We start from the raw sequence: 26692 nt of genomic DNA, 5'->3' as shown, positions 1-26692 counted from the left end.
AATGATAGCAATCTGCATATCTGGCTGAATTCAGTCCCGCTTTGTGTTATACTCAAATCGCATAATTTGGTAAATGCAGGAGGCTTGACCGATGTCTCGACAATTTGTAACGGAAGCTGTAATGGTGGCTATATACGGCCAGCTGCTTACATCTCCCGCCCCTGTGGAATATATAGTGCCTTACACATCACTGCTAGAGCTGTACGAATTCCAGGACAGTACAGAGCCTCTCATGGATAACCCGATGGATGATCAACATGTGAAGCGAAAGGTAAGTGAGCTGATCAGTTATTTCGAAGAACCGTTGAATCAGAAAAAAATTCGACGTGCCCTTCAGATGCCTTGGGCGAAAAGCTTGCCTATATTATTCGACGCCAATACATCACTCATTGTCATTAATGCTGTTGACACGGCGCATTACGGAGAATATTTTGATCCGATTGAAACCGAACTCGTGTTGACAGCTCAGCGTGAAGCATTACCCATCCTGACTGATCAACTCGATTGGATCCACCGCATTATCGAAGCTTCTGTACCTGTACATGTGTATGATATTGATGATTTTGATTTTGCAGTCGATGGTCCGATGTTTAACAACCCTTAACATACGACATCCTGCCCTAACCATAATAAAGCGGCGGAGTATCATGTGCAGGTTCATCTCCTGCCACACATACTCCGCCGCTTTTCATGTCCATAAACCATTACTGGCACGTTATTTTTAACGTGAAGGCATTATGCTTGTTCATCCTTTTCGTAGGTGTAAATAATGTCGTCATGTTCCTCCAAATACTTCACTTCCAGATGATGGCCTTTTAGATACCAGTAATCCTGGTCCTCCATATAAAACGTAATGCCAGCCGCTTCATGCTGTAAAGCAGGGTGCTGCGGAGGCTCTACGGCAATTCCCAGAGAAAAGCCTGGATGCAACCCACCGCCGGAACTATAGCGAACAAAAAAACGGATGGAATCCCCACGTTTCAAACCAAGCTCCTTAATGTACCACTGTGCCGCAGGTTCAGTTACCTGTATGCTCATGCGTTATGCTCATCTCCTTGTACAATGACGTCCTGCCAACTATATCATAGCATCTTTTGGAATAGCCACCAACCGTCTCTCCCCACACGGCTTCTTGGACAAGTCATATACATTTTTTTGAAAAAGGTTTGACAATTCGCAAAAAAGGGTGTTAAGATTCAACCATACGAGATCCATTTTGAAATTTATTACCAATTTGAACGATAACTCATGTAAGAATGAACCCATTTTGAGGAAGAAAGGAGTGTTCCCGGTGCTAAAATTTATGATTGTATTTCACCCACATCTACAAATACAACAACTTCATACCGGAGCATCTCCCCTGTCGCATCCTTTAGAATTGGGCCATTCCTGTTGTATGGTTTAATACGAGTGGCTGCCTGCGTTTAAGCAGTTTTTCAGTGGTGAGTGTGCTGAGAATACCTGCGCGCCATATGATATTGAGATTTAAGGCATATCGTCTGCGGACGGTATGCCTTTTTTGCGCCTGTTGCCGAATTGTACTTTGTGGCAGCAAGCCGCTGTTGTTTCTTCAAAATGGTACACAACTCTCGAATGAACTTACATGAAAGGATGGGATTCCTCTTGTTTTCAGTACTCAAAAATTTAGGCTGGTTTTTTAAAAGAGAACGAAGCCGATACTCCATTGGACTATTTTTGCTGATTGCGGTTGGCGTTTTGGAGCTTGCTCCACCTCGGCTGCTAGGCAGCGCCATTGATGAGATTGTACGTGGTTCGATTTCCTGGTCCTCGCTTTGGCGTTATATTTTGTACATCATAGGCATTCTTGCCGTCATCTACTACATTACGTACATATGGATGCACAAGCTGTTTGGTGGTGCTAATCTGGTGGAGCGCCTATTGCGCACACGTTTTATGAATCATCTGCTGCGGATGACCCCTCCATTTTTTGAACGCAATCGTACAGGCGATCTGATGGCTCGTGCCACAAATGATCTTCGCTCTGTCGCAAGTACAGCAGGTTTCGGTATGTTGACATTAACGGACTCCACTGTCTATCTTACCGTTGTGTTGGTTGCCATGGGCGCGCTGATTAGCTGGAAGCTGACACTGGCAGCCATTCTGCCCCTTCCTTTTATTGCACTGGCCATGAGTATTTATGGTAAAGCCGTACATGAACGTTACACACTGGCACAAGATGCATTTGGCGATATGAACGACCAAGTGCTGGAGTCGGTGGCTGGTATCCGTGTCATTCGGGCTTATGTGCAAGAACGAATGGACGAAAAACGTTTTGCTGATATTACCGACGATGTATTTCGTAAAAACTTGGCAGTGGCCCGGATGGATGCTCTCTTTGAACCAACGATCCGTTTATGTGTAGGACTCAGTTACGTTATCGGACTCGGGTATGGTATTTATTTGGTATTTCATAACGATATCACGCTAGGCGAACTGGTATCCTTTAACATGTATCTAGGAATGATGATTTGGCCGATGTTTGCCATCGGCGAGCTGATTAATATTATGCAGCGCGGTAGCGCTTCCCTAGATCGGGTCAATGAAACTCTTGATGTCCAGCCTGACGTTCAAAATGTGGCTCAACCTGTTCCAGTGGATCGTCCAGAATCCATCACCATGAAAGACGTAACTTTCCGCTATCCTACCTCCACTGTTGACAATCTGTCACATGTAAATCTGGAGCTCAAACGTGGAGAAACACTAGGTGTCGTCGGTCGAACAGGCAGTGGGAAATCCACTTTGCTCAAACAGCTATTGCATGAATATCCGACTGGCAGTGGTGATATTTTAATCTCCGGCACCCGGCTGGAGGACATTGCAGTGGAACAATTACACAGCTGGATTGGCTACGTGCCGCAAGAGCAAATTTTGTTCTCCAAATCGGTGCGCGAGAACATTCAGTTCGGGAAGCCTGGAGCAGATGATGATGACATCATGGAAGCGATCCGTACGGCTGCCTTTGATCAGGATTTGGGAACTCTGTCCGATGGACTGGATACACTGGTCGGAGAAAAAGGTATCGCCCTGTCCGGCGGTCAGAAGCAGCGCGTTTCGCTTGCGCGAGCCTTTATCGCCGATCCGGATATTCTAGTGCTCGACGATGCACTGTCAGCAGTAGATGCCCGCACGGAAGCACGTATTATTGATAATATCCGGCGTCAGCGCTCGGGTAAAACGACCTTGATCTCCACCCACCGTCTATCGGCTGTAGAGCATGCAGACCGGATCGTCGTGCTGGAGCAAGGACGCATTATTGAGGAAGGAACCCACGATGAGCTACTTCAGGCTGACGGATGGTACCGACAACAATATGAACGGCAACAAGTGGAATCTGATCTGACCTCAGGGGAGGTATCCTAATGAAATCCAATATAGGCAAAAGGCTGTTCCAGTATGCACTGACGAGCAAAGCAGGTTTTATTGCCGCTCTCATCGCCTTGGCTATTGGAGTAGCCGCTGAGCTGGCTGGTCCCTTCATCGCCAAAACGATGATTGACGACCATATGCTCGCTATTGAAAAACCATTTTATGAGACGACTAGTGTGGAAGGAACTGTAAGTTATGCTGGAACCCATTTTAAACGTGAAGATCGCTTTGAGGCCGGGGAGACCAAAGGACGCGAAGCGAGGATTTTACAAGTTGACAAATCTTTTGTATTTGTCGATGGTTCCGTCCAAGTAGCGGATGGTAACCGCTCCTTTACGAACGATACACTGACGGTGACACGCGGCTCCGACACCTTTCATTATAAAGCCAAGGCTCTGACTGCTGATGAGCTGTATAGCTTTTATAAACCGGAAATGCCCGGCATCTTTCAGCTAATTGGGTGGTATTGCTTCTTTTTAGTCGTTTCGATTTTTGCCGAGTTCGGCAAAACATACTGGCTGCAATCCTCGGCGAACAAGGTCATTCAGAAGCTTCGGCTTGATCTCTACGCACACATTCAGCGCTTGCCAGTTTACTTTTTTGATAACTTACCCGCAGGCAAGGTCGTATCCCGTGTTACGAATGACACGGAGGCAGTCAAAGATTTGTTTGTGGCTGTACTCTCCAACTTCACTTCAGGGATTGTAACGATGACAGGGGTATATGTTGCACTCTTTTTACTGGACTTTAGACTGGGTCTTATCTCTCTATTTATTGTACCATTATTGATCCTATGGATTGTATTGTACCGCAAGGTTGCCACCCGCTATAACACGATCATTCGGTCCAGACTCAGTGAGATTAATGCGATTATTAATGAATCCATTCAGGGGATGTCCATTATTCGCGTATTCCGGCACCAGAAACAAACACAGCAAGAGTTTGAAGAACTGAATGATGACTATATGAAGCATCAGAATAAAATGCTGAATTTGAACGCTTTTACTTCGCACAATTTGGTCAACGTGTTGAGAAACCTCGCCTTCGCTGTCGTGTTGTGGTATTTTGGATCTGCTGCCCTTGGCACTTCAGGTAGTGCAATATCACTAGGGGTATTGTATGCCTTCGTCGATGTGCTGGGTCGATTGTTCCAACCTATAACGGGTATGGTCAACCAACTCGCCGTACTGGATACTTCCATCGTATCCTCAGGACGCGTGTTTGAATTGATGGACGAAACTGGAGAACCGGTGACAGACGGTACGATGCCACGTTACAAAGGTCAGGTAGAATTTAACGACGTTTCCTTTGCCTACAAAAAGGATGATGTGCTTAAACATATTTCCTTTGCAGCACAGCCCGGCCAAACGGTTGCCCTTGTCGGTCATACTGGATCAGGTAAGAGTTCGATTATCAACCTGCTCTTCCGGTTCTATGATCCGCAAAAAGGGACGATCACCATTGACGGAACGCCTGTCAAAAATATTCCTAAGCAATGGCTTCGCCATCATATGGGTATTGTTCTTCAAGATCCATATTTGTTCACAGGTACGGTAGCCTCTAATGTCAGTCTCGGAGATAGTAGAATCACGAGAGAGCAGGTAAATAAAGCGCTGCATGACGTTGGAGCCGACAAACTGTTAGCCCATTTGCCCCAAGGATTTGACGAGCCTGTTATTGAAAAAGGCAGCACCTTATCCGCTGGGCAACGTCAGCTTATTTCATTCGCTCGTGCGCTAGCCTTTGATCCCGCCATTTTAATTCTGGATGAAGCTACCGCCAATATTGATACCGAAACGGAAGCGCTCATCCAATCTGCTCTTGAAGTGCTCAAAAAGGGACGTACGACCTTTATCATTGCCCACCGTTTGTCCACCATTCGTAGTGCAGACCAAATTTTGGTGCTGCATCGGGGTGAAATTGTTGAACGGGGTAGCCATGACGAGCTTATGGCCCAGGGTGGACGTTACTTCCAAATGTATCAGCTTCAGTCAGGAACGGTTGCAGCAGAATCTGCGTCTTCCTCAGCTACACCTTCTGCACAAAATGACTTGCTTACAGGTAAAGTCGCATTTAAAGCTTAAATAGTACTAGAGCCTGGGGCTAACAATTAATATTTAGCATGAAAAAGCCAGCGGTCTCCATTCATATTGGGGACTCGCTGGCTTTATTTTATTATGACATATCTTGTCGTTTTATTTAGCTACAGACGTGCCTGTACCTGTGGGAGAAAGCACTGTTCCATCGACTGCTTGGAGCGTAACCTTATACTTACTATCTATCAATGTACTAGTGTGGGTATCTGTAATGACTTGAATGTTCATTTCCCCTGGTTTTGGACTCGTCAGCTTGTAGTAAATGACCGCATTCGTATCATCTACGTAGTCGATGTGATCCACTTCAATACCGTAACCTGGATTAGGTGCCTGAAGACGGGTGATTGTTACTTTGTTCTGCTGGTCATTCGCCTTCTCTATGCTCATGCTAATATTGGTTTGTTGAACCGGATCTACAGGCTCAGCTGGATTTTCAGGAGTGGCTTGCACCGGTTTATGACTTTGTACAAATTCGGATGCCTGATAGACCATTTCTGCTGCCTCCATCCGCGTTATGTTACGATCCGGATTAAAGTTGTTCTCTTTGTCCAATTTTGCAATTTTGGTCAACAGGAGAAATTGCACTGCTTCGTTCGATTCTTGGTTTAATTTTTTGCCATCCGCTACATTAATGAACATACGGACCGTTGGATATTCACCCGTTGCACTCACTGCTTTGTACAGAATATTTGCGAATTGTTCTCTTGTCATACGGGTGCTTGGATCAATATCCGGTGATAGAGGGATTTGGTGCTGGACTGCAATCCGATAGGAATCGGCATACCATGCGGAAGCCGGAATGTTTGCAAAGGAGCCCGTTGTAAAATCAGGCATAACCTGAAGATCCATCGCCCGAACAACCAAGTGTACTCCTTGTGCATACGTGAGTGTTTGATCCGGTGCAAACTTATCCTTGGTTATCCCTTGTATAATTCCTTTGTTCTGAAGTGAACTTACGATCTTCTCCTGCTCAGCTCCCTTTATATCACGAAAAGCAGAAGCCGACGTAGCCACAGCCAATGAACAGACGACAAGCAGCGCAGCTGCCACGCTTTTATTTTTGATCACGAGATACACCTCCATGTTTACTTTGCTTCTATACTTACGGACGCAATAAAACCATCAAATGTTTCAAATATGCACAAATTGGTTGCAAAACAATGGAATACCCTGCGAATAGTGTAACCCATCTTGCTCTTTTCTGCTCACCATCTCCACACAAACCAAAAAGTGTCTGACTGTTTTCCTTTTGCAACGCCTTTTAGAGAAAAAGAGCTGACTCGCAGTAATTTAGCTAGCAAAAGCAGTAGTGTACCTAACAAAAATACCCACTTGTGGTAGCTTACATCCGGTTAGGGGCTTTCAGTCCAAGAAGTCGCAGTGTACTTGCCAGCATATCCGCAGTCTGTTCCGCCAATTGAATGCGCCACTGTCCACCATCGACAATCCTTTCCTTAGCGTAAAAACGGTTGAATGCCTGTGCTGTATCTAATGCAAATCTAGCAATAACCGAAGGTTCCAGTTGCTGAGCAGCACGTATCAGCTGCCCGTGATAGCGATCCAACTGCTTAAGCAAGGCCCAGCCTGCGTCACCCAGCATTTCATCCGAAACGATATTCAAATCAGGAGAATGCCCTTCTTGACCAAGGGTGTTGTTACTAGAATTAGAATCAACCTCAGCGCGTGCGCGAGCTTTCTCCAGAAGACTGCGTATGCGCGCATGGGTATACTGCACATAAGGACCTGTCTCACCTTCAAAGGTCAGTGCCTCCTCCAAAGAAAAATCCACTTCATTCAGACGGTTATTTTTTAAATCGCCAAAAATAATCGCTCCGATACCAACGTCTTCGGCTATTGCCTGTTGTTCCAGCAAATTGGGATTCTTTTCCGCAATGATGGCTTGAGCACGCGCTACAGCTTCATCCAGCACTTCCTCCAGTTTCAAAACCTTACCGCGCCTTGTGGACATTTTTTTGCCTGCAAACCGCATTAAACCAAACGGTACATGCTCACATTGCTCTGCCCATGTTTCCCCTGCATGCTTCAGAACCGCAAATACCTGTTGAAAATGTAACTTCTGTTCCCCGCCAACGACATACAGTAACCGATCAGCCTTCATCACCTCATGACGATAAATCGCTGTTGCCAGATCACGGGTGGGATAAATGGTGGTCCCATCCTTTTTCAAAATAAGACACGGCGGCAGCTGCTCTTCTTCCAGACGAACCACAAGTGCTCCATCACTTTCTTCCAGCAATCCTTTTGCTCTTAATTGGGCAACAACTGCCTGCATCTTATCATTGTAAAAACTTTCCCCCAACACATGGTCAAACGAAATGTTAAGACGTTGGTACATACGGTCAAATTCACCCAGACTGACTTCAACAAAAAACTCCCATAGTTGTTGAGCCTCAGCATCCCCATGCTCCAAACGTCGGAACCACTCGCGGCCTTCATCCTCCAAAGACGGATCATGCTCGGCCTCCTGATGAAAACGCACATATAGCTTCAACGATTCCCCGATCGGATCCTGTTGTAGCTGCTCCTCATTGCCCCATCTTTTATAGGCCGCAATTTGCTTGCCAAATTGTGTCCCCCAATCCCCTAGATGATTCACACTTATCGGCACATATCCGGTTTCACCAAGAATGCGATACAAGGCGGCACCGATAACAGTAGAGCGAAGATGACCGATACCAAATGGTTTGGCAATATTGGGCGAGGACATATCAATCACTACTCGCTGTCCATATCCGATATTGGGCTTGAGAAACTCAGCCTTGCTCAATTCAGCAAGCATCGGTGGAATATAAACAGATCGATCCAATGTAATATTTACATAGGCACCCGATGCTGTAGCGGTTAGACCGGCTTCATGGCTTACTAGCTCTGCCAATTCCATTGCAATATGCTGTGGAGACTTTCGAAATTTCTTAGCCAGCACAAAACAGGGAAACGCCACATCTCCCCATTCAGGCTGCGGAGGCACCTCGAATAAAGATAAAACTTCTTTCTCTTCCAAGCCCGTATGAGCTAAAACAGCTTGGTAGCAATCATCAACAACATGTTCCTCTCTCCTTCTTTTTATAGGATCTAACAAAAAAAGCCCTCGCCTCTTGATATAATCAAGAGACGAGAACTTCGATATCCCCGCGGTACCACTCTTCGTAAATCGGTTGTGTAGATAAAGTTAGCTTACACACATCACGATTTCACTCCATTGACAAATAACGGTGTCTGGCCGGGCTGATCTACTAGAAGTTCTTATCGTTGGATCAACCGTCTCCCGGGTGCGTTTCACATCGGATTTCATACCGGCTTCCACCTCTTCCGGCTCGCTGTAATGATACGGTTCCGTTGCTACTCTCCCGTTCCTTGACGTTAATTCCCACCATTATACAAACCTATTTAGTAGAAAGCAACCTTTTATTCCCTCTTCAGGGACTAGTTCTGTATATGTAATTACACTGCCACTAATTGGCGACAGGCCTCAACACAATGACTGCAGGCCTCTGCACAATGTTTGCAATGATTATGGGAATGCTTGCTGCATTCAGCAGCACATACCTCACAGGCTTTAGCGCATAGCTCACAGATTTCCTCGGCAAAATCCGTTCCGCGTTGCAACATTTGAGCAGCAAACCCACATATCTCTGCACATTCCCTGCTCACTCGAATACATTCACGCAACATAGCTAAATCATATTCCTTCAAACTTGCTACATAGCATACATTGCAAGTGTTCATACATTCCAAGCAAGCATCCAGGCATTTTTGGTACGAATGATTCATAATACATTACCTCCCAGTTGTTGATCCTGCTGACTATTACCCGCTGAACCTTAAATTAAATCATTTGATGTTCACGCTTACAACAAAATAAACCCAGAAAATCCCGACTTATGTAAGGAAGTGTACTATATTCCAAGGTGCAAGCGCAAGGATATTAATCACATAACTTTTTCCCTCGTTTCTGACTTGCATCCAGTCGGTCATTCCTCTATTGTAAAAAAAGAATATGCTTAACCATGAATCAAGGGGTGAACATTGTAATGAACATAACATCTGTAGAGGAGCACCGACAGGAGTCTCCGCAGCAGGTTAACTGCATGGTCGTGACCGTCTCTGATACACGAACCATGGAAACCGATACTGGGGGACGACTGCTCAAGGAACTACTAGAAACGAATGGGTATAAGGTTGTTCGATATGTCATCGTCAAGGACGACTATGAAGGTATCCGTCAGTTGGTAACCGAAGCTGCAGCACATGAGGACATCGAGGCTGTACTTTTAACAGGTGGTACCGGCATTTCTCCGCGTGATACTACATATGAAGCCGTCTCCTCTCTACTGGATAAGGAACTACCTGGGTTTGGAGAAATCTTTCGTTATTTAAGCTTTGCTGAGGACATTGGTTCAGCAGCTATATTAAGCCGGGCTGTAGCTGGTACTGTGGGCCAGACAGCTGTGTTTTCTATGCCTGGCTCTCGGGGGGCCGTTCGTTTGGCAATGGAACGTATTATTGTCCCTGAGCTACGACATGTGATGAGAGAAATTTATAAATAAGCTCCTATTTCACACATGCGCTGACACAAAAAGGCACCCCATGCATAGATGAGGTGCCTTTTCACATTATTCCTTTTCTTCAACTTCAGGCTGCATGTAGCTGTCAATCAGCTTTTGCTTCAGCTCCCATACCTTCTCGCTAAGATTTACACGATAAATTTCAGGGTTTAGCTTCCGCAAATATTCTGGCCAAAACAGTTTCAACTGTGAAGCATGATAGGCACGAATTTCATCCAGTTCAGGAAGCTCATATACCTTCTGTCCATTTATAAAAATAGGTTCAAGCATCGGTACAGCTTCGTAATTTTCTACATACTTCTTCATATACGGATGCAGAGGGTTAAATAGCTTTAGGCGCTTACCATTGCGCGGACGCTCTTCATCCGGGAAAGAAATGTAATCAGCTACAGCTCTCCCTTTTTTCTTATCGACAATGCGGTATACATCCTTTTTACCTGGTGTAGATACTTTTTCCGGGTTACCCGAAATCTTAATCGTCGGCAACATCTCACCGTCTACTTCCCGCTCAACCAGCTTGTACACTCCGCCTAGTGAAGGTTGATCTGAAGCCGTAATCAGCTGTGTCCCTACACCCCATACATCAATACGTGCACCTTGGGCTTTTAGATTGAAAATTGTATTTTCATCCAAATCGTTGGAAGCTACAATTTGTACGTAATCCAAGCCTTCAGCATCCAGCATTTCCCGTGCCTGAATAGATAGATAAGCCAAATCACCGCTATCCAAACGGATCGCATTCATACGTTTGCCTTGACTCTCCAGCATCTTTGCTGTCCGAATCGCATGGGGAACACCGCTTTCCAACGTGTCAAAGGTATCTACTAGTAGCGTAACCTGATCTGGCAAAACCTTCGCATACACGTCAAACGCCTCTTGTTCCGTCATAAAAGTTTGCACCCATGAATGGGCATGTGTCCCTTTTGTCGGAATCCCAAAGTGTTCGCCTGCCAGCATATTAGAAGTCGCATCGAAACCTGCAACATAAGCTGCACGCGCTCCCCAAATCGCTGCATCTGCCTCCTGCGCACGCCGTGTGCCAAATTCGAGCAGTGTATCGTCACTGGCCACCTGCTTGATACGAGATGCTTTTGTTGCAATGAGTGTCTGGTAATTCATAAAATTCAACAACGCCGTCTCGACCAGCTGCGTTTCCATAATGGTTCCTTCAACACGTACCAGAGGCTCATTCGGAAAAACAAGCGCCCCTTCTTTCATCGAATGCACCGTTCCGCCAAACTTAAACTGGCGCAATGCCTCCATGAACATGGGATCGTACTTCTCCTCCTGCTCTGACAGATAGCGAATGTCCTCTTCTGTAAATCGCAAATTTGAGATGTAATTCACAATGCGTTCCAGACCAGCAAACACGGCATATCCATTACCGAAAGGGAGCTTACGAAAATACGCCTCGAACACAGCTTTACGTTGGTGACTTCCGTTCACCCAATGGGCGTACATCATATTAATCTGATATTTATCTGTATGTAATGCGAGGCTAGTTGACTTCATCGTATCATCCTCTCTGACTGTCCCTGGCTTGGTGGCGGCGTACCGTCTCATCTGCCCAGATTCAGCAATATCCGACTCCATTTTGTTATTGGATATTGGTGCACAATCGTTCAGTTATTTTACTTCTTCTGGCGCAAAAATGTCTCTTCAGCCGACTGCACAGTGGCCCCAAGACTTCCCTCAAAATGGCCCAAAGCCCAATCATGTCCCGCCTGATTAAAGCTCGCCACAGCGTCCTTGTATACGGTAATAGCAAAGCCTTTGTTATAGGCATCTACAGCCGTATGCAGCACACATATATCTGTACACACACCAATCAGATGGACTTCCAGAATCCCGCGTTCACGCAACTTGAGTTCCAGATCTGTACCAGCAAAAGCACTGTACCGTGTTTTATCCAACCAGTAGATACGATCACGTTGCTGCTGATAAAGGCTATGGAGCTTCCCATACAATTGTCGTCCATCGGTTCCACGTATATTATGTGGAGGAAACAGCTTACTCTCCGGGTGATAAGGGTCATTCTCCTCATGTAAATCGACAGCCATGACAACAAAGTTCCCTTGATCCACGTAGGCCTGCGCAATTGCTGTGATCCGTTCATCTAGCTCAATCGCAGGTTGCCCCACAGGCAGACTACCATCCACAAAATCTTTTGTGTAATCAATAACAATCAGTGCCTTCATCGTACAGTCAGCTCCTTATCATCAAAGTGAGATTGTACGCTCTATGCGTAACCTATCCCAATAAAAGAAGTTACGTGTAGATAGATAAACGCGGTACTCTATCACTAAAGCGGTACAACTGGGCCGGTCTTTGTGAATACTGATTGGAACTCAGCGGTTTGCCGTTCTCATCCCGCACCTCTTCCAGTATCCCCTGTCTGCTGCGAGTCGATGTTATTTTGCGAATAAAATTCGGCTCTTCGAAATCCGGTACGACGCTCTGAATCACCTGATATAATTCACCCAGTGTAAAATGTGGCGGTAAAAACTGCTTGGCTATCGTTGTCTGAAGCATCTGCAACTGAATCTTTCGATAAGCATCAACTATGATATCCCGGTGATCGAACGCCAGCTCCAATTCCTCCAACGCTTCTCTAATCGTGAATAATCCGACCTCAGAAGCATCATCCGCCGCCTGACGCTGCTCCAGCATCCATTCCTCTACCAGCGCAAAAAACGCATGTGATATGATCCACCCGCGCGGATCACGACCTGGTCCACTATACACGCCCAAATACTCCAGATGTCCGCCGTCTACACCGGTTTCCTCTAACAGTTCCCGCTTGGCCGCTCCATATATGGATTCGTCTTCTTGGCAAAACCCTCCAGGCAACGCCCACCGTCCCGCAAACGGCCAACTACGTCGCTTAATGAGCATTACTTTCAGCTCGCGAATCGGCAGTGTCTTTGTTACCGTCTTGCGCTCACGCTTCGTTAAAGTAAACATGACGATATCCGCCGGAGCACCGTCCGGGGTACGATATTTCTTAATGTTATAAGACGCCTTTTGCGCCTCTTCGTTTATACGATTGCTATCCATTGGCATCACCATATTATATCGTTTTGATAAATTCATTATGACATAATAAAAATTTTTGTCAAGCGTTAGGCCTTGCCTGAGTCACTTGCTTGTTGACGCAATACTCTGAAGGTCGCTGTAGCTGTACAACCGAGTATACCTTCACTATCCCTTACTTCCGCCTCAGTGGTTATGGTGCGGCCTCCCTGATGAAGAATCCGTGCCTTAACGTCCAGTCGTCCTTGTCTCATGGCTGACAAAAAATGAACATTCAGATTCGTTGTTACACATGAAGCCATATTTCGTGAAGCCATACTGACCATCCCCATCGCCTGATCCATCAATGAAGTGAGCACACCCCCATGCACAATCCCCATCACATTAGTATGCTGTTGTTTGGCCTCCAAAGCGATATGTGCCTCGTTAGCATCAGCGGTAATCAGTTCACATCCTAAATACTCCCAAAAGGTATTTTGTTCGCCCTCTAACATCTTCCGCAACTTATCCATTCCCTCGCTTCCATCCCTTTTATGATTCGTAATTCTCGTGATGTCTCTTGAACCTATGCACTGACTAATTTCTTTCGAAAAAAAGGCGTGGAAGCTAAGCCTCCACACCATAAATCTTATTCTAGTCACTGCAATTAGAGGAGGAAGTAGTTTTCCCCTCTTCTAAGTTCACCTTTTCAGCAACGGTATCACGGATCGCCGTGATCACCATTTGCAGCAGCTCATTAATTTCTACCTGACTCTGCTGAAACTCCGTTACAATTGGAATACCGTCAAGCTCTTCCTGTAGCTCCTGAAGTTCAGCTTCTATTTTGGCAATCATTTTTTGATTTTTTAAAGATTCAAAAGCCACAATTTCCTTTTGTTTCTTCTTCATCGTGGCAATCAGTTGCTGGATGCGCTCATGATCTTGAATCTTTTCTTCTGCTTTCCGGAACACCTGTACTTCCTCACTGCTGCCCAGAATACCCGCCAACTCTTTGGCCTTTGCCAATATCATATCGCGATTGACCAAATGATCATGTTGGCGCGCCGCCGATTGAAGTTCTGTTTGTTGCAACCGCTCCTCTGTCATTGTCCATCGCTCCTTTTCTCACTTAGATGGTCTTGCACGCAGCCCTTTACTCAAACCGCATGCAGCCCGTTAGACTATCCTTTTTATCCGTTAACTGCTACTGGCGTTTGAACCAAGTCACCTTTGATGTAGAAGGTCATAGGCTCTGTAATTTTTACTTGGACAAAGGAACCGATCAGGTCCTTAGAACCTTCAAAATGAACTAGCTTATTAGAACGAGTCCGACCAGCAAGCACTTTGCTGTCATTTTTGCTCTCGCCTTCTACCAGCACTTCCACCACTTCGCCACGCAATCGACTATTAAAGCGAAGGCTGTTTTGATTCACAGCAATGTTCAGACGCCGGAGACGCTCTTTTTTAACCGACATAGGCACATTATCTTCCATCGAAGCCGCTGGCGTGCCTTCACGTGGTGAATAAATAAATGTATAGGCAAAGTCATAGCCCACTTCACGCACCAGAGATAGAGTATCTTCAAACTGTTCGTCTGTCTCCCCCGGGAAACCTACGATAATATCTGTTGTCAGAGAAGCATGCGGAACAGCTGCTTTTATCTTCGCGGCCAGTTCCAGAACACGCTCACGAGTATATTTTCGGTTCATTTTCTTCAATATATCCGTATTACCGGATTGTACAGGCAGATGAATATGCTCCACTAGATTGCCACCCTTACCAAGCACTTCAACCAAATGGTCGTCAAAATCACGCGGATGTGAGGTCGTAAAACGCACACGCGGAATATTGATTTTGCGCATATCATCCATTAGATCCCCGAATCTGTAATTCATATCCTTCAAATCCTTGCCATAGGCATTGACATTCTGACCCAGCAGGGTAATCTCTTTAAATCCTTGACGGGCCAAATCCCGTACCTCAGCAATAACATCCTCTGGCCGACGACTTCTTTCCTTACCACGTGTGAACGGAACGATGCAATAGGTACAAAACTTATCACAGCCATACATGATGTTTACCCAAGCCCGCATACCCTCCCGCTTCTTCGGCAGGTTTTCGATAATGTCGCCCTCTTTGGACCACACTTCGACCACCATTTCTTTGCTGAAGAGTGCTTCCTTGACGAGCTGAGGCAAACGGTGAATATTATGGGTACCAAAGATCATATCGACAAAACCGTGTTTTTGCATAATCCGGTTCACGACATTCTCTTCCTGCGACATACAGCCACACACACCGAGCAGCAGTCCTGGCTTTTCTGTTTTAAGATGCTTGAGGTGACCCAACTCACCGAACACTTTATCCTCCGCATTTTCACGGATAGCGCAAGTGTTCAGTAAAATGATGTCTGCTTCCTTCCGATCTTCGGTTGCCTGGTAGCCCATTTGCTCCAGTAAGCCTTTGATTGTTTCAGAATCATGCTCATTCATCTGGCAACCGAATGTATATACGATATAATGCTTGCCCTCACCGATATGCTTTAGCTCATCCGGGACTGCGTTATCATACAATACCTGTACGTCCTCTTTACCACGCTGCTTTTCTTTTCTATGGTTCGGCTCCGCCATAATGTTGATTTCACGTCCGCGAATACGAATCTTTTTGCTATGCTCATCTTCAGAAATAATCTTCGCATCCGAGAAATCAAAATACTTGGAGTAATCTTTTGTTTCCTTAGCCATTCCCTGGTCACTCCTTACACTATCTATTTCACGAGCTAATTTGTGATTTTACTGTATCTTTAGGCATGGGTTATTTTATTTTAAGCTCCAAAAAACCTTTGAAAAAGGCATTACACTAAATTATAGCATGATTTATAGGTCATAGCCATAGATCATCCCCGGTTACGAGTTGGATGACATGTGATGCTGATTTTTTTATGTATATAGGTAACATTTGTGTATTTATAGCATATTAAAAAAGCCCGACTCTTTTGCAAGAATCGGACTTTTACAACCTCTGTATCAAATACGTGTATTAGTCTACGATTTCAGCGTTGTCACCGTTTTTCACACCGGCTCCGTTCGCTTCATCCGTGTCAATATGCATATCCAGAGCAAAAGAATCGGACACACGTGCAAGAACATTTTCAAAAACAAGGCCACGTTCGCCGCCCACACGTACTTTCAGCAACTGCTTGTCTTTAATGTTCCATTTAGCTGCATCAGAGGTATGAAAATGAATATGGCGAGCCGCTACAATAACGCCTTCTTGCAGTTCCACTTCTCCAGCTGGTCCTTTTACGGTAATTCCTGGTGTACCCTCAATGCTACCGGATTCGCGTACAGGTGCCTTCACACCGATAGCAAAGGAATCTGTGCGAGAGATTTCCAGTTGGGAAGCTGGACGAGCAGGTCCCAAAATGCGAACCTTATCAAATTGACCCTTAGGACCAATTACAGCTACCGTTTCATTTGCAGCAAATTGTCCTGGTTGGGACAAAGGTTTAAATTCAGTCAATTGATAGCCTGCTCCGAACAAGATTTCAATATGCTCTTGAGTCAGGTGAATATGACGGGCGGAAACGCCGACAGGTACGATTTTAGTCATCGTGTGGTCACTCCTTTTTCTCTATACAATACTTTACACATCTATGCTATTATACTCCTATTTCGACAAGAAAGAAAAGGATAGCGCATAAAGTTCCCTTTTTCGCCCTAACCAGCCATACATATCGTCCATATAAAACTTGGATCAAACCGTCATTTTTGCAAACAGAAGAAAGAAAAGCATAATCTCAGCTACGATGAGATGAGGAGCTACAATAAATATATTCAGAATAAACATGGCACAGAGTATTCCAGTTAAGTAAAGAATGACTCTGAGACGAGGTTTAAGATGACTCAATCTGTACTGATGGAAAACCAGCAAAACTGACAAAAAGTAAATAAAAACAGAAGCAAAAGTAAAGCAAAGCACAAAAGTATAGGCTACTTGTCCTAAAAACAAGAGCTGTATGGAAGCCGCAAGCATGCTAAGAGAAAGATAAATAAACAAATGACCATAGATAATTGTCTGTCCTGCTGTTTGTTTTGATTTGTCTACGCGCTTCTCTATATTTTCAAAATATTGCCACCAGATTGCGATGACCAATACAAATGTCAAAGCAGCAAAACCAATGGAAGAGACCGTGAAATGATCGGTTTGTAGAACAGACAGTATACTTATCACTGATTCTCCAAGCAGGATTAAAGTAAACTGCGCAAACCGCTCCAACAGATGCTCTGTATGGATAGGTGTGATCACCAACTTTTTACGACCGATCAAAGGAACCAGGATATCAACAGCAATACCAGTATATAAAATCAAATATCGTACCCACGAGTCGAAGAAAAGGGAGAAGCTAGAGATGACTATCCCAACCCAAAGATAGGTTCCAAAAAACCGAGCTGTTTCCCGTTTATGAGCTATTTCCTTGGGGGCCGAAAGTAAATATTGAATGACAGTCAAACCTCTTAAGCCAATATAGCCAACAAAAAAAGATACATAATACGCATCAAAATCTACATTCAGGCTGGCAGTCATGATTAACACAAAAAATAATTGCAGGATCATAAAGATTCGATGCGTTATACTGTCTTGACCAAAACGATTGTTATATACAGTTTGCCCCACCCATGCCCACCAGATCGGAATAAAAATTAAAATAAACTTTTCCAAATTATGCCAACCAACACTGCCATGCTCAACATGTAGTAAAACATGAGTCGCCTTGGAGACAGCTGCTACAAATAATAAATCATAAAAGAGTTCAAGCCAGGTAACCTTTTTTATCAACATGATGTAACGGAGCTCCCCTCTAGTATGGCGGTATAGCATGGTGCTGTCAGGCTCGCTCCTGCGTATGTCCAATTTCGGAAAGCGTTATTTTAGCACCATGCAATCCTCGGATGCTCCAATTATTTCGTAATCATTCTCGCTTTGTCAAGAAAATGCTCAGCCGAAAACAACTGCTATATTAAGCTATTTTAAGAAGACATTTTAGATGGCAGATTTGTTCTTAAATAGTCCAGTGCATGTTCTCCCAGCCATCCCTTGACCAGCTCCTCAGGATAATGCTTCAACAGTAGTTCTGCAAAAACCGGATATTTCCCCGAGTGCTCCAGTCCTCGCACATGGTCCTCGATACCGTCAAAATCAGAGCCAAACATCAAATGTCTTTCGCCACCCAATGAACATATGTGCTCAATGTGCGGTAACAGATCCTCAGCGTGTACTGTACCATGCTCTTTCAGAAACATCGTGACAAAGGTCAACCCAATTCGTCCGTTACGGGCAATCAGTGCCCGAATCTGTTCATCTCGCAAGTTACGGGGATGAGTACATCTCGCAAATGCGTTCGAATGCGAGGCGATGGGCGGTAAGGCCGCCTCCTCCATCACTTCCCAAAAGCCTTGTACGGACAAATGCGATACATCCAGCAGTAGTCCCAGACTATTACAGCGATTGACCAAATCACGTCCCTTGCGGGTTAGACCACCACCTCTAAGCTCCATAATGCCATCAGCTGCCCAATTTGCATAATTCCACGTCAGCCCGATTAACCGTATTCCCATGGCATAGCACACATCTGCATAAAACGGATTTCCTTCCAGCGCATCTACCCCTTCGAGTGAAAGCAACGCCCAAGGTGACTCTGTATGATTCGTCCCACTCCCATACCCATTCGTCATCTTTCCTGCTTGCTTCTCTACTCCTGTCTGTTGTACTTGCTCCACTTGACGTACAGCGGGCGTATTTTTAAGTGCTGTCAAGTCTTCTCTCCATAGCAAAGGTTTTAACCCACCTGAGATAGAAGTAACATGCTGCCTGAACAGTTCAATTTGACGAACCACATGCTCAAATTTTGGCGTGCCCAATACCTGTGATATATAAATAGCGAACGTTTGCAATCTTACGTTGCCTTCTAGCAAACGCTTTTTTGTGACATCAAGCGATGAATGACTGAAATCTACCTGCGAATTGAGCTGCATTTTACATAACACGTCACAGTGAAAGTCAACAACTGGCCAATTCGCTTCAACCTTATCATTCATGCACCATACCTCCATTGGATTAAAGCCCACTTATTTATTTTGAAAAAAGCAACTAAACCACAAAGCAAAAAAGCCCGTTTACAAACGTAAACAGGCTCAGGCAACTTCCATTTATTATCTTGGCTCTACAATCAATTTGATCGCAGTCCGATCTTCTCCATCAATAACAATGTCTGTAAAAGCAGGAATACAAATCAAATCCACTCCGCTTGGTGCGACAAATCCCCGGGCAATGGCTACCGCTTTAATGGCTTGGTTTAGTGCACCCGCTCCAATCGCCTGTAATTCTGCATTTCCGCGTTCACGCAGTACTCCTGCGAGTGCGCCTGCAACTGAATTGGGATTGGATTTTGCTGATACTTTTAATACATCCATAGTAAGTACCTCCCCTGGGAATGATGATGGTTTGATTCCACTATTAGATGTTATTCGAGGGTCAGCAAAAAATTCCTGCTTTTTGGTGACAGTTTTCCTTATTCTTTCCTTAAGTAGCTCACAAAAGACTTAATCCATCCGCCATTCGTCTTCTTTAAGCCTGATTTTCTCAATTTTGCGGGCTTTTCCATCGTCATCATTGAGTTCTACGCTGATGGCATGAAAGTGCCATTTGCCCATGTCCACTTGAAAGCGTACCGGAAGCTGGGTCTGAAATTTCTGTAATACAGCCTCTTTCTGCATACCAAGCACGCCCTCATAAGGACCTACCATGCCGGCATCTGTCTGATACGCAGTTCCTTGCGGTAAAATCGTATCGTCATTACTTTGTACGTGTGTATGTGTCCCTACCACGATGGATGCACGTCCATCCAGATGCCAGCCCATAGCAATTTTTTCAGAGGTGGCTTCAGCGTGAAAATCTACTAGAATATGTTTATGTTTTTTGCGCAGCTCGTCTACAATTTCATCCGCAGCCCGAAATGGACAGTCAATAGCTGGCAAAAAGGTTCTACCTTGCAGATTAACGATGGCCAGTTCCTTACCCCCACCTTTTACAACAGTATAACCCCGACCTGGTGTCCCTGGTGGAAAGTTAGCCGGACGGATGATCCGCGGCTCATCATCTATAAAATCAAATATTTCCTTATTGTCCCATGTATGATTCCCCATCGTAATCCCATGAACGCCCCAATCAAAAAACTCTCTGGCGATGGCTTGAGTAATTCCTCTTCCCGAAGCTGCATTTTCTCCGTTCACGATAATAACATGCGGGTTATATTTGGATTTTAGCGAAGGGAGATTCTCCCTCAGTGCCTTTCTGCCTACACTGCCGACGATGTCTCCAATAAATAATACGTTGATAGAAAACCCTCCCTAATCTGCCTTACATAATGAAAAGTGGCCCTACAAGCAGCGGCCACTTTTCATTGAAATGCTTTTATTTTGCGTATTCTACCGCACGGGTCTCGCGAATAACGGTAACCTTAATATGCCCTGGGTAATCCAGTTCATTCTCAATCGTTTTCGTAATATCGCGGGCCAGTCGGAATGCTTCCGCATCATCAATTTTCTCTGGCTGTACCATAACGCGAACTTCGCGTCCGGCTTGAATTGCGTATGATTTTTCAACGCCTTCAAAAGACTCGGAGATGCGTTCCAGCTTCTCAAGACGACGGATATACGTCTCAAGCGTTTCACGCCGCGCTCCCGGTCTTGCTGCTGACAGAGCATCTGCCGCCCCAACTAGCATGGCGATCACTGAAGTCGCTTCGCAGTCGCCGTGATGTGAAGCAATGCTGTTGATAACGACCGGGTGTTCCTTGTACTTCTTCGCCAGTTCCACGCCAATTTCAACGTGTGATCCTTCCACTTCGTGATCCAGCGCCTTCCCGATGTCATGCAGCAAGCCTGCCCGTCTTGCCAGTACAACGTCCTCGCCCAGCTCCCCGGCCATCAGACCTGTCAAGTATGCAACTTCCATCGAGTGCTTCAATACGTTCTGTCCGTAACTCGTACGGAACTTGAGACGTCCCAAGATCTTGATCAAATCCGGATGCAAGCTATGCACACCCACTTCAAAGGTGGCCTGTTCACCATACTCTCGGATTCGTTCGTCCACCTCTTTACGGGATTTTTCCACCATCTCTTCAATACGAGCCGGATGTATCCGTCCGTCCGCTACGAGCTTCTCAAGAGCAGTACGCGCAATCTCTCTACGAATCGGATCAAATCCGGACAATATAACAGCTTCCGGCGTATCATCAATAATGAGGTCGATTCCTGTAAGGGTTTCAAGTGCACGGATGTTACGGCCTTCGCGTCCGATAATCCGGCCCTTCATTTCTTCGTTCGGCAATGTCACAACAGAAACCGTCGTTTCTGCTACATGATCTGCCGCACAGCGTTGGATGGCCAGTGTGATGATTTCACGGGACTTTTTGTCCGCTTCTTCTTTGGCCTGCTGTTCAATTTCCTTAATCATCTGAGCTGTTTCATGACGAACTTCCTGCTCTACGTTGGTCAGAATAATACTTCTTGCATCCTCCATCGTAAGATTAGAAATACGCTCCAACTCAGTTACCTGGCTCTTGTAAATCAAATCAATTTGCTGCTGGGTTTCATCGATTCGTTTCTCTTTGTTGGCCACTTGTTCTTCTTTGCGTTCCAGCGATTCCAATTTTTTATCCAGCGATTCTTCTTTTTGCAGCAATCTTCGTTCCTGTCGTTGAATTTCATTGCGACGTTCACGAGTTTCTTTTTCAGCTTCGGCACGGATGCGATGAATTTCATCTTTTGCTTCCAATACCGTTTCCTTCTTCAGCGCTTCTGCCTCTTTTTTCGCGTTCTCCACGATTTGCGCGGCAGCTTCTTCCGCACTGGAGATCTTAGCTTCTGCAATAGATTTGCGAATAAAATAACCAATCCCGAACCCAAAGAATAACGCGGCTACAGCAACGAGAACGAACCAGATCGCAGTCATCATACTGTTCACCTCCCCGTTGGTTCCTCCAAGGCATTCCTTGGGACTTTTTGAAATTGTCACATTTACTTTGATCGTCAAACTAAGATAACGACTCAAGGTCGCTTCATTTCATATGCACATGCTTTCACACGTACAATTCCGCCTGGCATAGCGGCATCACTTGTTATTTGGCGATGAGAACTTTATCGTGGGTTCCGCTTTTTTGGAAGGAAAAAGGGCACTCCACAAATATCGTTTCATATATATTTTATTATTTGACAAATGGCATTGTCAAGGGAATGCAAACATTAGTAGACTACCGTGCAACTGTCCATATCATAATCATCTCATCTAGCCAGAGGTTCAGCTACCGTTTTGCAACTTATTCCTCCCAATGCAGTAATTCCTCGTCATCGCAAGCTCCGTCTTGCTCAGCCGCGCTGAGATGATTGACCACGCGACGTGTCATATCCCCCGAATATCCGCGTCTCATAAGAAACGGGAATGTTTTCCTCTTTTTATCCATTATATCACCACGTACCTGATTCCATTTTTTACGTCCAATCGACAATGCACTCTCCCACTCCTCATTGTCGGTGATCTCACCTAACGCTTCCCCGATAGAGGCTTTAGAGATGCCCTTCTGACGAAGTTCTTGTCTGATCCACATCTTACCCTTGCGTTGGCTTGTTATACGCTGTCTTGCCCACTGACGGGCGTATAAATCATCATCTACTAGCTTCTCCCGTTGCAATCGCACCAATAACTCATCAATAACAGTCTGATCCACTTCCTTTTGCGCTAAACGCTGGGCAATTTCCTGACGTGTACGAGGCTTTTGCCCCAAATAGCGCAGCGCATGTACATAAGCCTGTTGTTTTTCATCTGCCAGAACGATATCTTCTAGTTCTTTTTTGACGAATGACGTTCCTTTGAACATGTTGTACTTGATCATTACATCTTCCAATACAGACAGTGAATATGGACCAAAATGAATGATGTATCTTCCACGGTTGCGTCTCTGTCCCTGCTCTACTCTAGTAATCATCAATTCCTCATGATCTGGAAAAAGAGAAATCCCTTGCTGTTTATTTTCTTCCGAAGTGTATTCATCTTTATCGTCCAACTGCAATATGTTTCCCTCACTTTGAAATTCACGAAAGCAGCCTACGATCACCTGCTACGCAAAAGTTAGATTCTGCTGACAAAACAGACTTTATTTGATACAAAAATGCCCTGCACAACTGTGCAGGGCATCAGAATCATGCTATTCAAGCGAACTGTACCATAATCCCTAGGCTACAGTTCACATGACAGATCAGAAGCGAAGTCTCAGGCAAGCTTATTCAAGCTCCAGCAGTTCCTGTTCTTCCTTGGCCTCCTGCGCCAACTCTTCTTCTGTCGGTGGAGCAATTGTTGTAATTAAATTACTGGCCACCCGGATTTTTTGCTCGATCGTACTAGCAATGTTCGGATTTTCCTTCAAAAATTGCTTTGCATTCTCACGTCCCTGACCAAGGCGCTCGCCTTCGTAGGAATACCAAGCTCCACTCTTGTCAACAATGTCATGCTCCGTACCGATATCAATCAAGCTTCCTTCTTTGGAAATGCCCTCACCGTACATAATATCCACTTCGGCCTGACGGAAAGGAGGTGCAACTTTGTTCTTCACGACTTTAATACGTGTACGGTTACCTACAATGTCGTTACCCATTTTCAAGCTTTCGATACGACGAACATCCAAACGTACCGTGGAGTAAAACTTCAAGGCACGACCACCTGGTGTGGTTTCAGGGTTACCGAACATAACACCTACTTTTTCACGGAGCTGGTTGATAAAGATAGCAATGGTTTTCGATTTATTAATCGCTCCAGACAGCTTACGCAATGCCTGTGACATCAAGCGCGCTTGAAGACCGACATGGGAATCTCCCATTTCGCCTTCAATCTCTGCCTTCGGTACAAGTGCCGCTACAGAGTCAATGACGATAATGTCCACTGCCCCACTACGTACAAGAGCTTCGGCAATCTCCAATGCCTGCTCACCTGTATCTGGTTGCGATAGTAACAACTCATCAATATTGACACCCAGCTTGCTCGCATACGACGGATCAAGCGCATGCTCGGCATCGATAAAGGCGGCTTGTCCGCCTGTTTTTTGCACCTCTGCGATAGCATGAAGAGCTACTGTCGTTTTACCGGATGATTCCGGTCCATATACTTCAATAATCCGGCCTCTTGGAAAGCCGCCCGTTCCTAACGCAATATCCAAAGCAATCGAACCACTGGGGATTGTTTCCACTTGCATGTGGGTAGACTCACCCAACTTCATAATGGAACCTTTACCAAATTGCTTTTCTATTTGACGGAGCGCCATATCCAGCGCAGCACGACGATCTGACAATAAACTCACATCCTTCATTGTTTGTACTTTAATAATACCTTGTTTTGACACGCTTGCCAAGCATTTTTTCGAACATACATTCGTTTTTTTTATTTCCCGCGGCTCTCTTCTATAATTATACCTTTCTCTTAAAACGAAAAAAGAACCGCTGGCAAAAAGCTTTGCAACGGTTCTTCCGATAAGAAGATTATATCATGAATATCTATCTAAAACAACTCAGCGATAATTAAGAGAGCTTCTCGTTCTCTACCAATCGACGCCACAATCTGTACAGGATAGCTTTGACGGATCGCAAACGGATGGTCTCACGGTTACCGCTTAAATTTAGCTCATATACCTCCGTTTCCTTGTCGCGCTCAGCAATACCAATATACACCAGACCGACTGGCTTCCGCTCGGAATATCCAGGTCCAGCTACACCCGTAACGGAAAGTCCGAAATCACTGTCCATAATCATTCTTGCCTGCTCTGCAAGCACAAGGGCTACTTCCTTACTCACTGCGCCTGGCGCATGATCCCCTTCCAAATAATCATAAGGCACATTGAGCAATTTCATCTTCATTTCATTGGAATAACATACGATGCCACCTTGAAACATAACAGCACTGCCAGGTATAGAAGTGATGTGTTCCATTAGCATACCGCCTGTACAACTTTCCGCCGCACTCACAGTGAGTCCGCGTTTGGCCATTAAATCTACAATCACCTTCTCCAGCGTAACATCCTCACTTGCATACATATATTCGGAAAGACGTTGCTGAATTTGTACTTCTGTAGCTGTCAGCTTAATTAACGCTTCACTCTCACTGGCCGCCTTGGTGGATATACGGATCGTGACTTCCCCTTCCTTGGCATAAGGAGCAATCGTGGGGTCCGTCTGGGATTGGATCAGATCTAACAAGCGAGTTTCAAGAGCTGACTCACCGATCCCTGCAAATTTTAGCATTTTCGAATAAATCGGCATCTCCTTACCGCTCAATGCCTGCTGAAGCAACCATGGCTTAGCATGATTTGCAAACATAGGCTTAAGTTCCTTAGGCGGTCCAGGCAAAACCACATAAAATTTACCGTCCTGTGCAATCGCATCCCCTATAGCTAAACCTGTCTCATTTTCAAGCGGAGTGGCTCCTTCAATAGAAAGCGCCTGTCGGCGGTTATTCTCGGTCATTTCTACCCCGCGGTTCCGGAAAAACTGATCGAGCTTGTCCATGGCGAGACGATCTATCTGCAATTTCCGCCCTAACACAGCCGCTATCGCATCTTTTGTTAAATCGTCCTGAGTTGGTCCCAGCCCACCAGAAAACAAAATAATATCCGCACGCTTCTGAGCAAGTCGTATCGCTTCCTGAAGTCGATCCATGTTATCGCCAACTACAGTCTGAAAATATACATCAATTCCGATTGTAGCTAGCTCTTGTGATAAATATTGGGCGTTTGTATTCACTATTTGTCCAAGTAATAACTCTGTTCCTACTGCAATGATTTCAGCCTTCATTAATTCGTCCTCCTATGATGCGTATATTGTGGGAATTATGTAAAGAAACAGCAATAAGTTAAGTCCCTATTGCTGTTTCCATAAGATTTATCCTGTTAAACTTTAGAGGAGCTCAGCAAATGAATATTCTTCACAAAGTAATCAATACCCGAATAAATGGTGATTAACACAGCTGCCCATATCGCTATTAAATCAAACGGAATACCCAGAAAAACAAACGGGAAATTATTTATGAGCAGTGCTACAATAGCAACGATCTGGATGATCGTCTTTAATTTCCCCCAATTGCTTGCAGCAACCACAGAGCCATCCAATAAGGCGATCTGTCTTAGACCCGTAACCGCAAACTCACGACTGACAATCACAACGACAACCCACGAATCAATTTTTCCCATTTCTAACAAAGAAACCAAAATAGCAGTCACCAACAGCTTATCAGCAAGGGGATCCAACAGCTTGCCCAAATTGGTGACCATATTATTTTTACGAGCCAAATATCCGTCAAGGCCATCTGTGCTGGCTGCTACAAGGAAAATAATAGCCGCAATCAGCTGATTATACGGCAGCTTGAAAGCACCAATCTCAATCGGTGGCGGATAAAAATCAAAATCCACCAGCAAAGCCAGCATCATCACCGGGATAAGGCAAATCCGCGTTATTGTAATTCTGTTGGGTAAATTCACAACACACTCTCCCCTGATTATCGTACTTGATT

Annotated in this window: 24 protein-coding genes and 1 other annotated feature; of the genes, 4 read left to right on the top strand and 20 right to left on the bottom strand. The window is 45.1% G+C overall.

What is annotated here, in order from left to right; all coding sequences use genetic code 11:
* Window positions 1-91 precede the first annotated feature (91 nt).
* Entirely contained in the window at window positions 92-604 is a 513-nt protein-coding gene (locus tag ACN6NF_RS09985) for a hypothetical protein (protein WP_013370774.1), read from the top strand.
* Window positions 605-735: 131 nt separating this feature from the next.
* On the opposite strand, the gene ACN6NF_RS09980 is transcribed toward ACN6NF_RS09985, so the two are convergent.
* A complete protein-coding gene (locus tag ACN6NF_RS09980; RefSeq protein WP_474317262.1) occupies window positions 736-1038 on the bottom strand; it encodes a HesB/YadR/YfhF family protein in 303 nt (100 codons plus the stop codon).
* 585 nt (window positions 1039-1623) lie between these two features.
* Here ACN6NF_RS09980 and ACN6NF_RS09975 point away from each other — a divergent pair.
* A complete protein-coding gene (locus ACN6NF_RS09975) occupies window positions 1624-3381 on the top strand; it encodes an ABC transporter ATP-binding protein (RefSeq protein ID WP_474317258.1) in 1758 nt (585 codons plus the stop codon).
* The gene (locus ACN6NF_RS09970) at window positions 3381-5471 is read left to right on the top strand and encodes an ABC transporter ATP-binding protein (protein ID WP_474317255.1); all 2091 of its coding nucleotides are present in this window, start codon (window positions 3381-3383) and stop codon (window positions 5469-5471) included. Before ACN6NF_RS09975 ends, ACN6NF_RS09970 begins: the two co-directional genes overlap by 1 nt.
* A gap of 111 nt (window positions 5472-5582) precedes the next feature.
* Here ACN6NF_RS09970 and ACN6NF_RS09965 read toward each other — a convergent pair whose 3' ends face one another.
* From ACN6NF_RS09965 to ACN6NF_RS09955, 3 genes are all read right to left on the bottom strand, one after another.
* Entirely contained in the window at window positions 5583-6551 is a 969-nt protein-coding gene (locus ACN6NF_RS09965) for an S-layer homology domain-containing protein (RefSeq protein WP_474317252.1), read from the bottom strand.
* Between the two features lie 274 nt (window positions 6552-6825).
* Window positions 6826-8505, bottom strand: a complete 1680-nt coding sequence (gene argS, locus ACN6NF_RS09960; protein ID WP_474317249.1) for an arginine--tRNA ligase — start codon at window positions 8503-8505, stop codon at window positions 6826-6828.
* A gap of 103 nt (window positions 8506-8608) precedes the next feature.
* Window positions 8609-8868 (bottom strand) — a binding site (T-box leader).
* Window positions 8869-8945: 77 nt separating this feature from the next.
* On the bottom strand, window positions 8946-9275 hold the full coding sequence (locus ACN6NF_RS09955; RefSeq protein WP_474317247.1) for a four-helix bundle copper-binding protein: 330 nt from the start codon (window positions 9273-9275) through the stop codon (window positions 8946-8948).
* A gap of 260 nt (window positions 9276-9535) precedes the next feature.
* Between ACN6NF_RS09955 and ACN6NF_RS09950 the strand changes: the two genes are divergently transcribed.
* Window positions 9536-10051: a MogA/MoaB family molybdenum cofactor biosynthesis protein gene (locus ACN6NF_RS09950; protein WP_474317246.1), complete on the top strand. Its 516-nt coding sequence runs from the start codon at window positions 9536-9538 to the stop codon at window positions 10049-10051.
* 66 nt (window positions 10052-10117) lie between these two features.
* On the opposite strand, the gene ACN6NF_RS09945 is transcribed toward ACN6NF_RS09950, so the two are convergent.
* The 16 genes from ACN6NF_RS09945 to pgsA all read right to left on the bottom strand — a co-directional run bounded on the left by ACN6NF_RS09945 (window position 10118) and on the right by pgsA (window position 26660).
* The gene (locus ACN6NF_RS09945) at window positions 10118-11581 is read right to left on the bottom strand and encodes a nicotinate phosphoribosyltransferase (protein WP_019687018.1); all 1464 of its coding nucleotides are present in this window, start codon (window positions 11579-11581) and stop codon (window positions 10118-10120) included.
* Between the two features lie 119 nt (window positions 11582-11700).
* On the bottom strand, window positions 11701-12267 hold the full coding sequence (locus tag ACN6NF_RS09940; RefSeq protein ID WP_474317243.1) for a cysteine hydrolase family protein: 567 nt from the start codon (window positions 12265-12267) through the stop codon (window positions 11701-11703).
* 70 nt (window positions 12268-12337) lie between these two features.
* Entirely contained in the window at window positions 12338-13126 is a 789-nt protein-coding gene (locus ACN6NF_RS09935; protein WP_013370763.1) for an NUDIX domain-containing protein, read from the bottom strand.
* A gap of 65 nt (window positions 13127-13191) precedes the next feature.
* Window positions 13192-13614, bottom strand: a complete 423-nt coding sequence (locus ACN6NF_RS09930; protein WP_474317242.1) for a PaaI family thioesterase — start codon at window positions 13612-13614, stop codon at window positions 13192-13194.
* Between the two features lie 121 nt (window positions 13615-13735).
* Window positions 13736-14188 carry a YlbF/YmcA family competence regulator gene (locus ACN6NF_RS09925; protein ID WP_474317239.1) on the bottom strand — a complete coding sequence of 151 codons (453 nt, stop codon included), beginning with the start codon at window positions 14186-14188 and terminating at the stop codon, window positions 13736-13738.
* 83 nt (window positions 14189-14271) lie between these two features.
* The gene (gene miaB / locus ACN6NF_RS09920) at window positions 14272-15825 is read right to left on the bottom strand and encodes a tRNA (N6-isopentenyl adenosine(37)-C2)-methylthiotransferase MiaB (protein ID WP_137078356.1); all 1554 of its coding nucleotides are present in this window, start codon (window positions 15823-15825) and stop codon (window positions 14272-14274) included.
* Window positions 15826-16120: 295 nt separating this feature from the next.
* Window positions 16121-16693 carry a phosphate propanoyltransferase gene (pduL, locus tag ACN6NF_RS09915; RefSeq protein ID WP_474317237.1) on the bottom strand — a complete coding sequence of 191 codons (573 nt, stop codon included), beginning with the start codon at window positions 16691-16693 and terminating at the stop codon, window positions 16121-16123.
* Window positions 16694-16837: 144 nt separating this feature from the next.
* Entirely contained in the window at window positions 16838-17923 is a 1086-nt protein-coding gene (locus ACN6NF_RS09910; protein ID WP_474317235.1) for a low temperature requirement protein A, read from the bottom strand.
* 188 nt (window positions 17924-18111) lie between these two features.
* On the bottom strand, window positions 18112-19179 hold the full coding sequence (locus tag ACN6NF_RS09905) for a dipeptidase (RefSeq protein ID WP_474317233.1): 1068 nt from the start codon (window positions 19177-19179) through the stop codon (window positions 18112-18114).
* A 114-nt stretch (window positions 19180-19293) separates the two neighbouring features.
* Window positions 19294-19554 (bottom strand): stage V sporulation protein S, encoded by a 261-nt coding sequence (locus tag ACN6NF_RS09900; protein WP_007430104.1) that lies wholly within the window; start codon window positions 19552-19554, stop codon window positions 19294-19296.
* A 129-nt stretch (window positions 19555-19683) separates the two neighbouring features.
* Window positions 19684-20478 (bottom strand): TIGR00282 family metallophosphoesterase, encoded by a 795-nt coding sequence (locus tag ACN6NF_RS09895; protein WP_474317566.1) that lies wholly within the window; start codon window positions 20476-20478, stop codon window positions 19684-19686.
* A 76-nt stretch (window positions 20479-20554) separates the two neighbouring features.
* Window positions 20555-22099: a ribonuclease Y gene (gene rny, locus ACN6NF_RS09890; RefSeq protein ID WP_013309958.1), complete on the bottom strand. Its 1545-nt coding sequence runs from the start codon at window positions 22097-22099 to the stop codon at window positions 20555-20557.
* Window positions 22100-22460: 361 nt separating this feature from the next.
* Window positions 22461-23210: a regulatory protein RecX gene (locus ACN6NF_RS09885; protein WP_474317228.1), complete on the bottom strand. Its 750-nt coding sequence runs from the start codon at window positions 23208-23210 to the stop codon at window positions 22461-22463.
* A gap of 210 nt (window positions 23211-23420) precedes the next feature.
* Complete coding sequence (gene recA / locus ACN6NF_RS09880) at window positions 23421-24482, bottom strand: recombinase RecA (protein ID WP_025364668.1); 1062 nt, start codon at window positions 24480-24482, stop codon at window positions 23421-23423.
* Between the two features lie 226 nt (window positions 24483-24708).
* Complete coding sequence (locus ACN6NF_RS09875; protein ID WP_474317226.1) at window positions 24709-25977, bottom strand: competence/damage-inducible protein A; 1269 nt, start codon at window positions 25975-25977, stop codon at window positions 24709-24711.
* Window positions 25978-26072: 95 nt separating this feature from the next.
* Entirely contained in the window at window positions 26073-26660 is a 588-nt protein-coding gene (gene pgsA / locus ACN6NF_RS09870; protein WP_474317223.1) for a CDP-diacylglycerol--glycerol-3-phosphate 3-phosphatidyltransferase, read from the bottom strand.
* Between the last annotated feature and the right edge of the window lie 32 nt (window positions 26661-26692).

The organism is Paenibacillus sp. TSM33 (assembly GCF_056099025.1).
This window is presented reverse-complemented; position numbering and strand designations above follow the sequence as displayed.

Bases quoted from the DNA above. Each gene is read 5' to 3' on its own strand.
- ACN6NF_RS09985 (WP_013370774.1), top strand. From the start codon at position 92: ATGTCTCGACAATTTGTAACGGAAGCTGTAATGGTGGCTATATACGGC.
- ACN6NF_RS09980 (WP_474317262.1), bottom strand. From the start codon at position 1,038: ATGAGCATACAGGTAACTGAACCTGCGGCACAGTGGTACATTAAGGAG.
- ACN6NF_RS09970 (WP_474317255.1), top strand. From the start codon at position 3,381: ATGAAATCCAATATAGGCAAAAGGCTGTTCCAGTATGCACTGACGAGC.
- ACN6NF_RS09955 (WP_474317247.1), bottom strand. From the start codon at position 9,275: ATGAATCATTCGTACCAAAAATGCCTGGATGCTTGCTTGGAATGTATG.
- ACN6NF_RS09950 (WP_474317246.1), top strand. From the start codon at position 9,536: ATGAACATAACATCTGTAGAGGAGCACCGACAGGAGTCTCCGCAGCAG.
- ACN6NF_RS09945 (WP_019687018.1), bottom strand. From the start codon at position 11,581: ATGAAGTCAACTAGCCTCGCATTACATACAGATAAATATCAGATTAAT.
- ACN6NF_RS09940 (WP_474317243.1), bottom strand. From the start codon at position 12,267: ATGAAGGCACTGATTGTTATTGATTACACAAAAGATTTTGTGGATGGT.
- ACN6NF_RS09935 (WP_013370763.1), bottom strand. From the start codon at position 13,126: ATGGATAGCAATCGTATAAACGAAGAGGCGCAAAAGGCGTCTTATAAC.
- ACN6NF_RS09930 (WP_474317242.1), bottom strand. From the start codon at position 13,614: ATGGATAAGTTGCGGAAGATGTTAGAGGGCGAACAAAATACCTTTTGG.
- ACN6NF_RS09925 (WP_474317239.1), bottom strand. From the start codon at position 14,188: ATGACAGAGGAGCGGTTGCAACAAACAGAACTTCAATCGGCGGCGCGC.
- miaB (WP_137078356.1), bottom strand. From the start codon at position 15,825: ATGGCTAAGGAAACAAAAGATTACTCCAAGTATTTTGATTTCTCGGAT.
- pduL (WP_474317237.1), bottom strand. From the start codon at position 16,693: ATGACTAAAATCGTACCTGTCGGCGTTTCCGCCCGTCATATTCACCTG.
- ACN6NF_RS09910 (WP_474317235.1), bottom strand. From the start codon at position 17,923: ATGTTGATAAAAAAGGTTACCTGGCTTGAACTCTTTTATGATTTATTA.
- ACN6NF_RS09905 (WP_474317233.1), bottom strand. From the start codon at position 19,179: ATGAATGATAAGGTTGAAGCGAATTGGCCAGTTGTTGACTTTCACTGT.
- ACN6NF_RS09900 (WP_007430104.1), bottom strand. From the start codon at position 19,554: ATGGATGTATTAAAAGTATCAGCAAAATCCAATCCCAATTCAGTTGCA.
- rny (WP_013309958.1), bottom strand. From the start codon at position 22,099: ATGATGACTGCGATCTGGTTCGTTCTCGTTGCTGTAGCCGCGTTATTC.
- ACN6NF_RS09875 (WP_474317226.1), bottom strand. From the start codon at position 25,977: ATGAAGGCTGAAATCATTGCAGTAGGAACAGAGTTATTACTTGGACAA.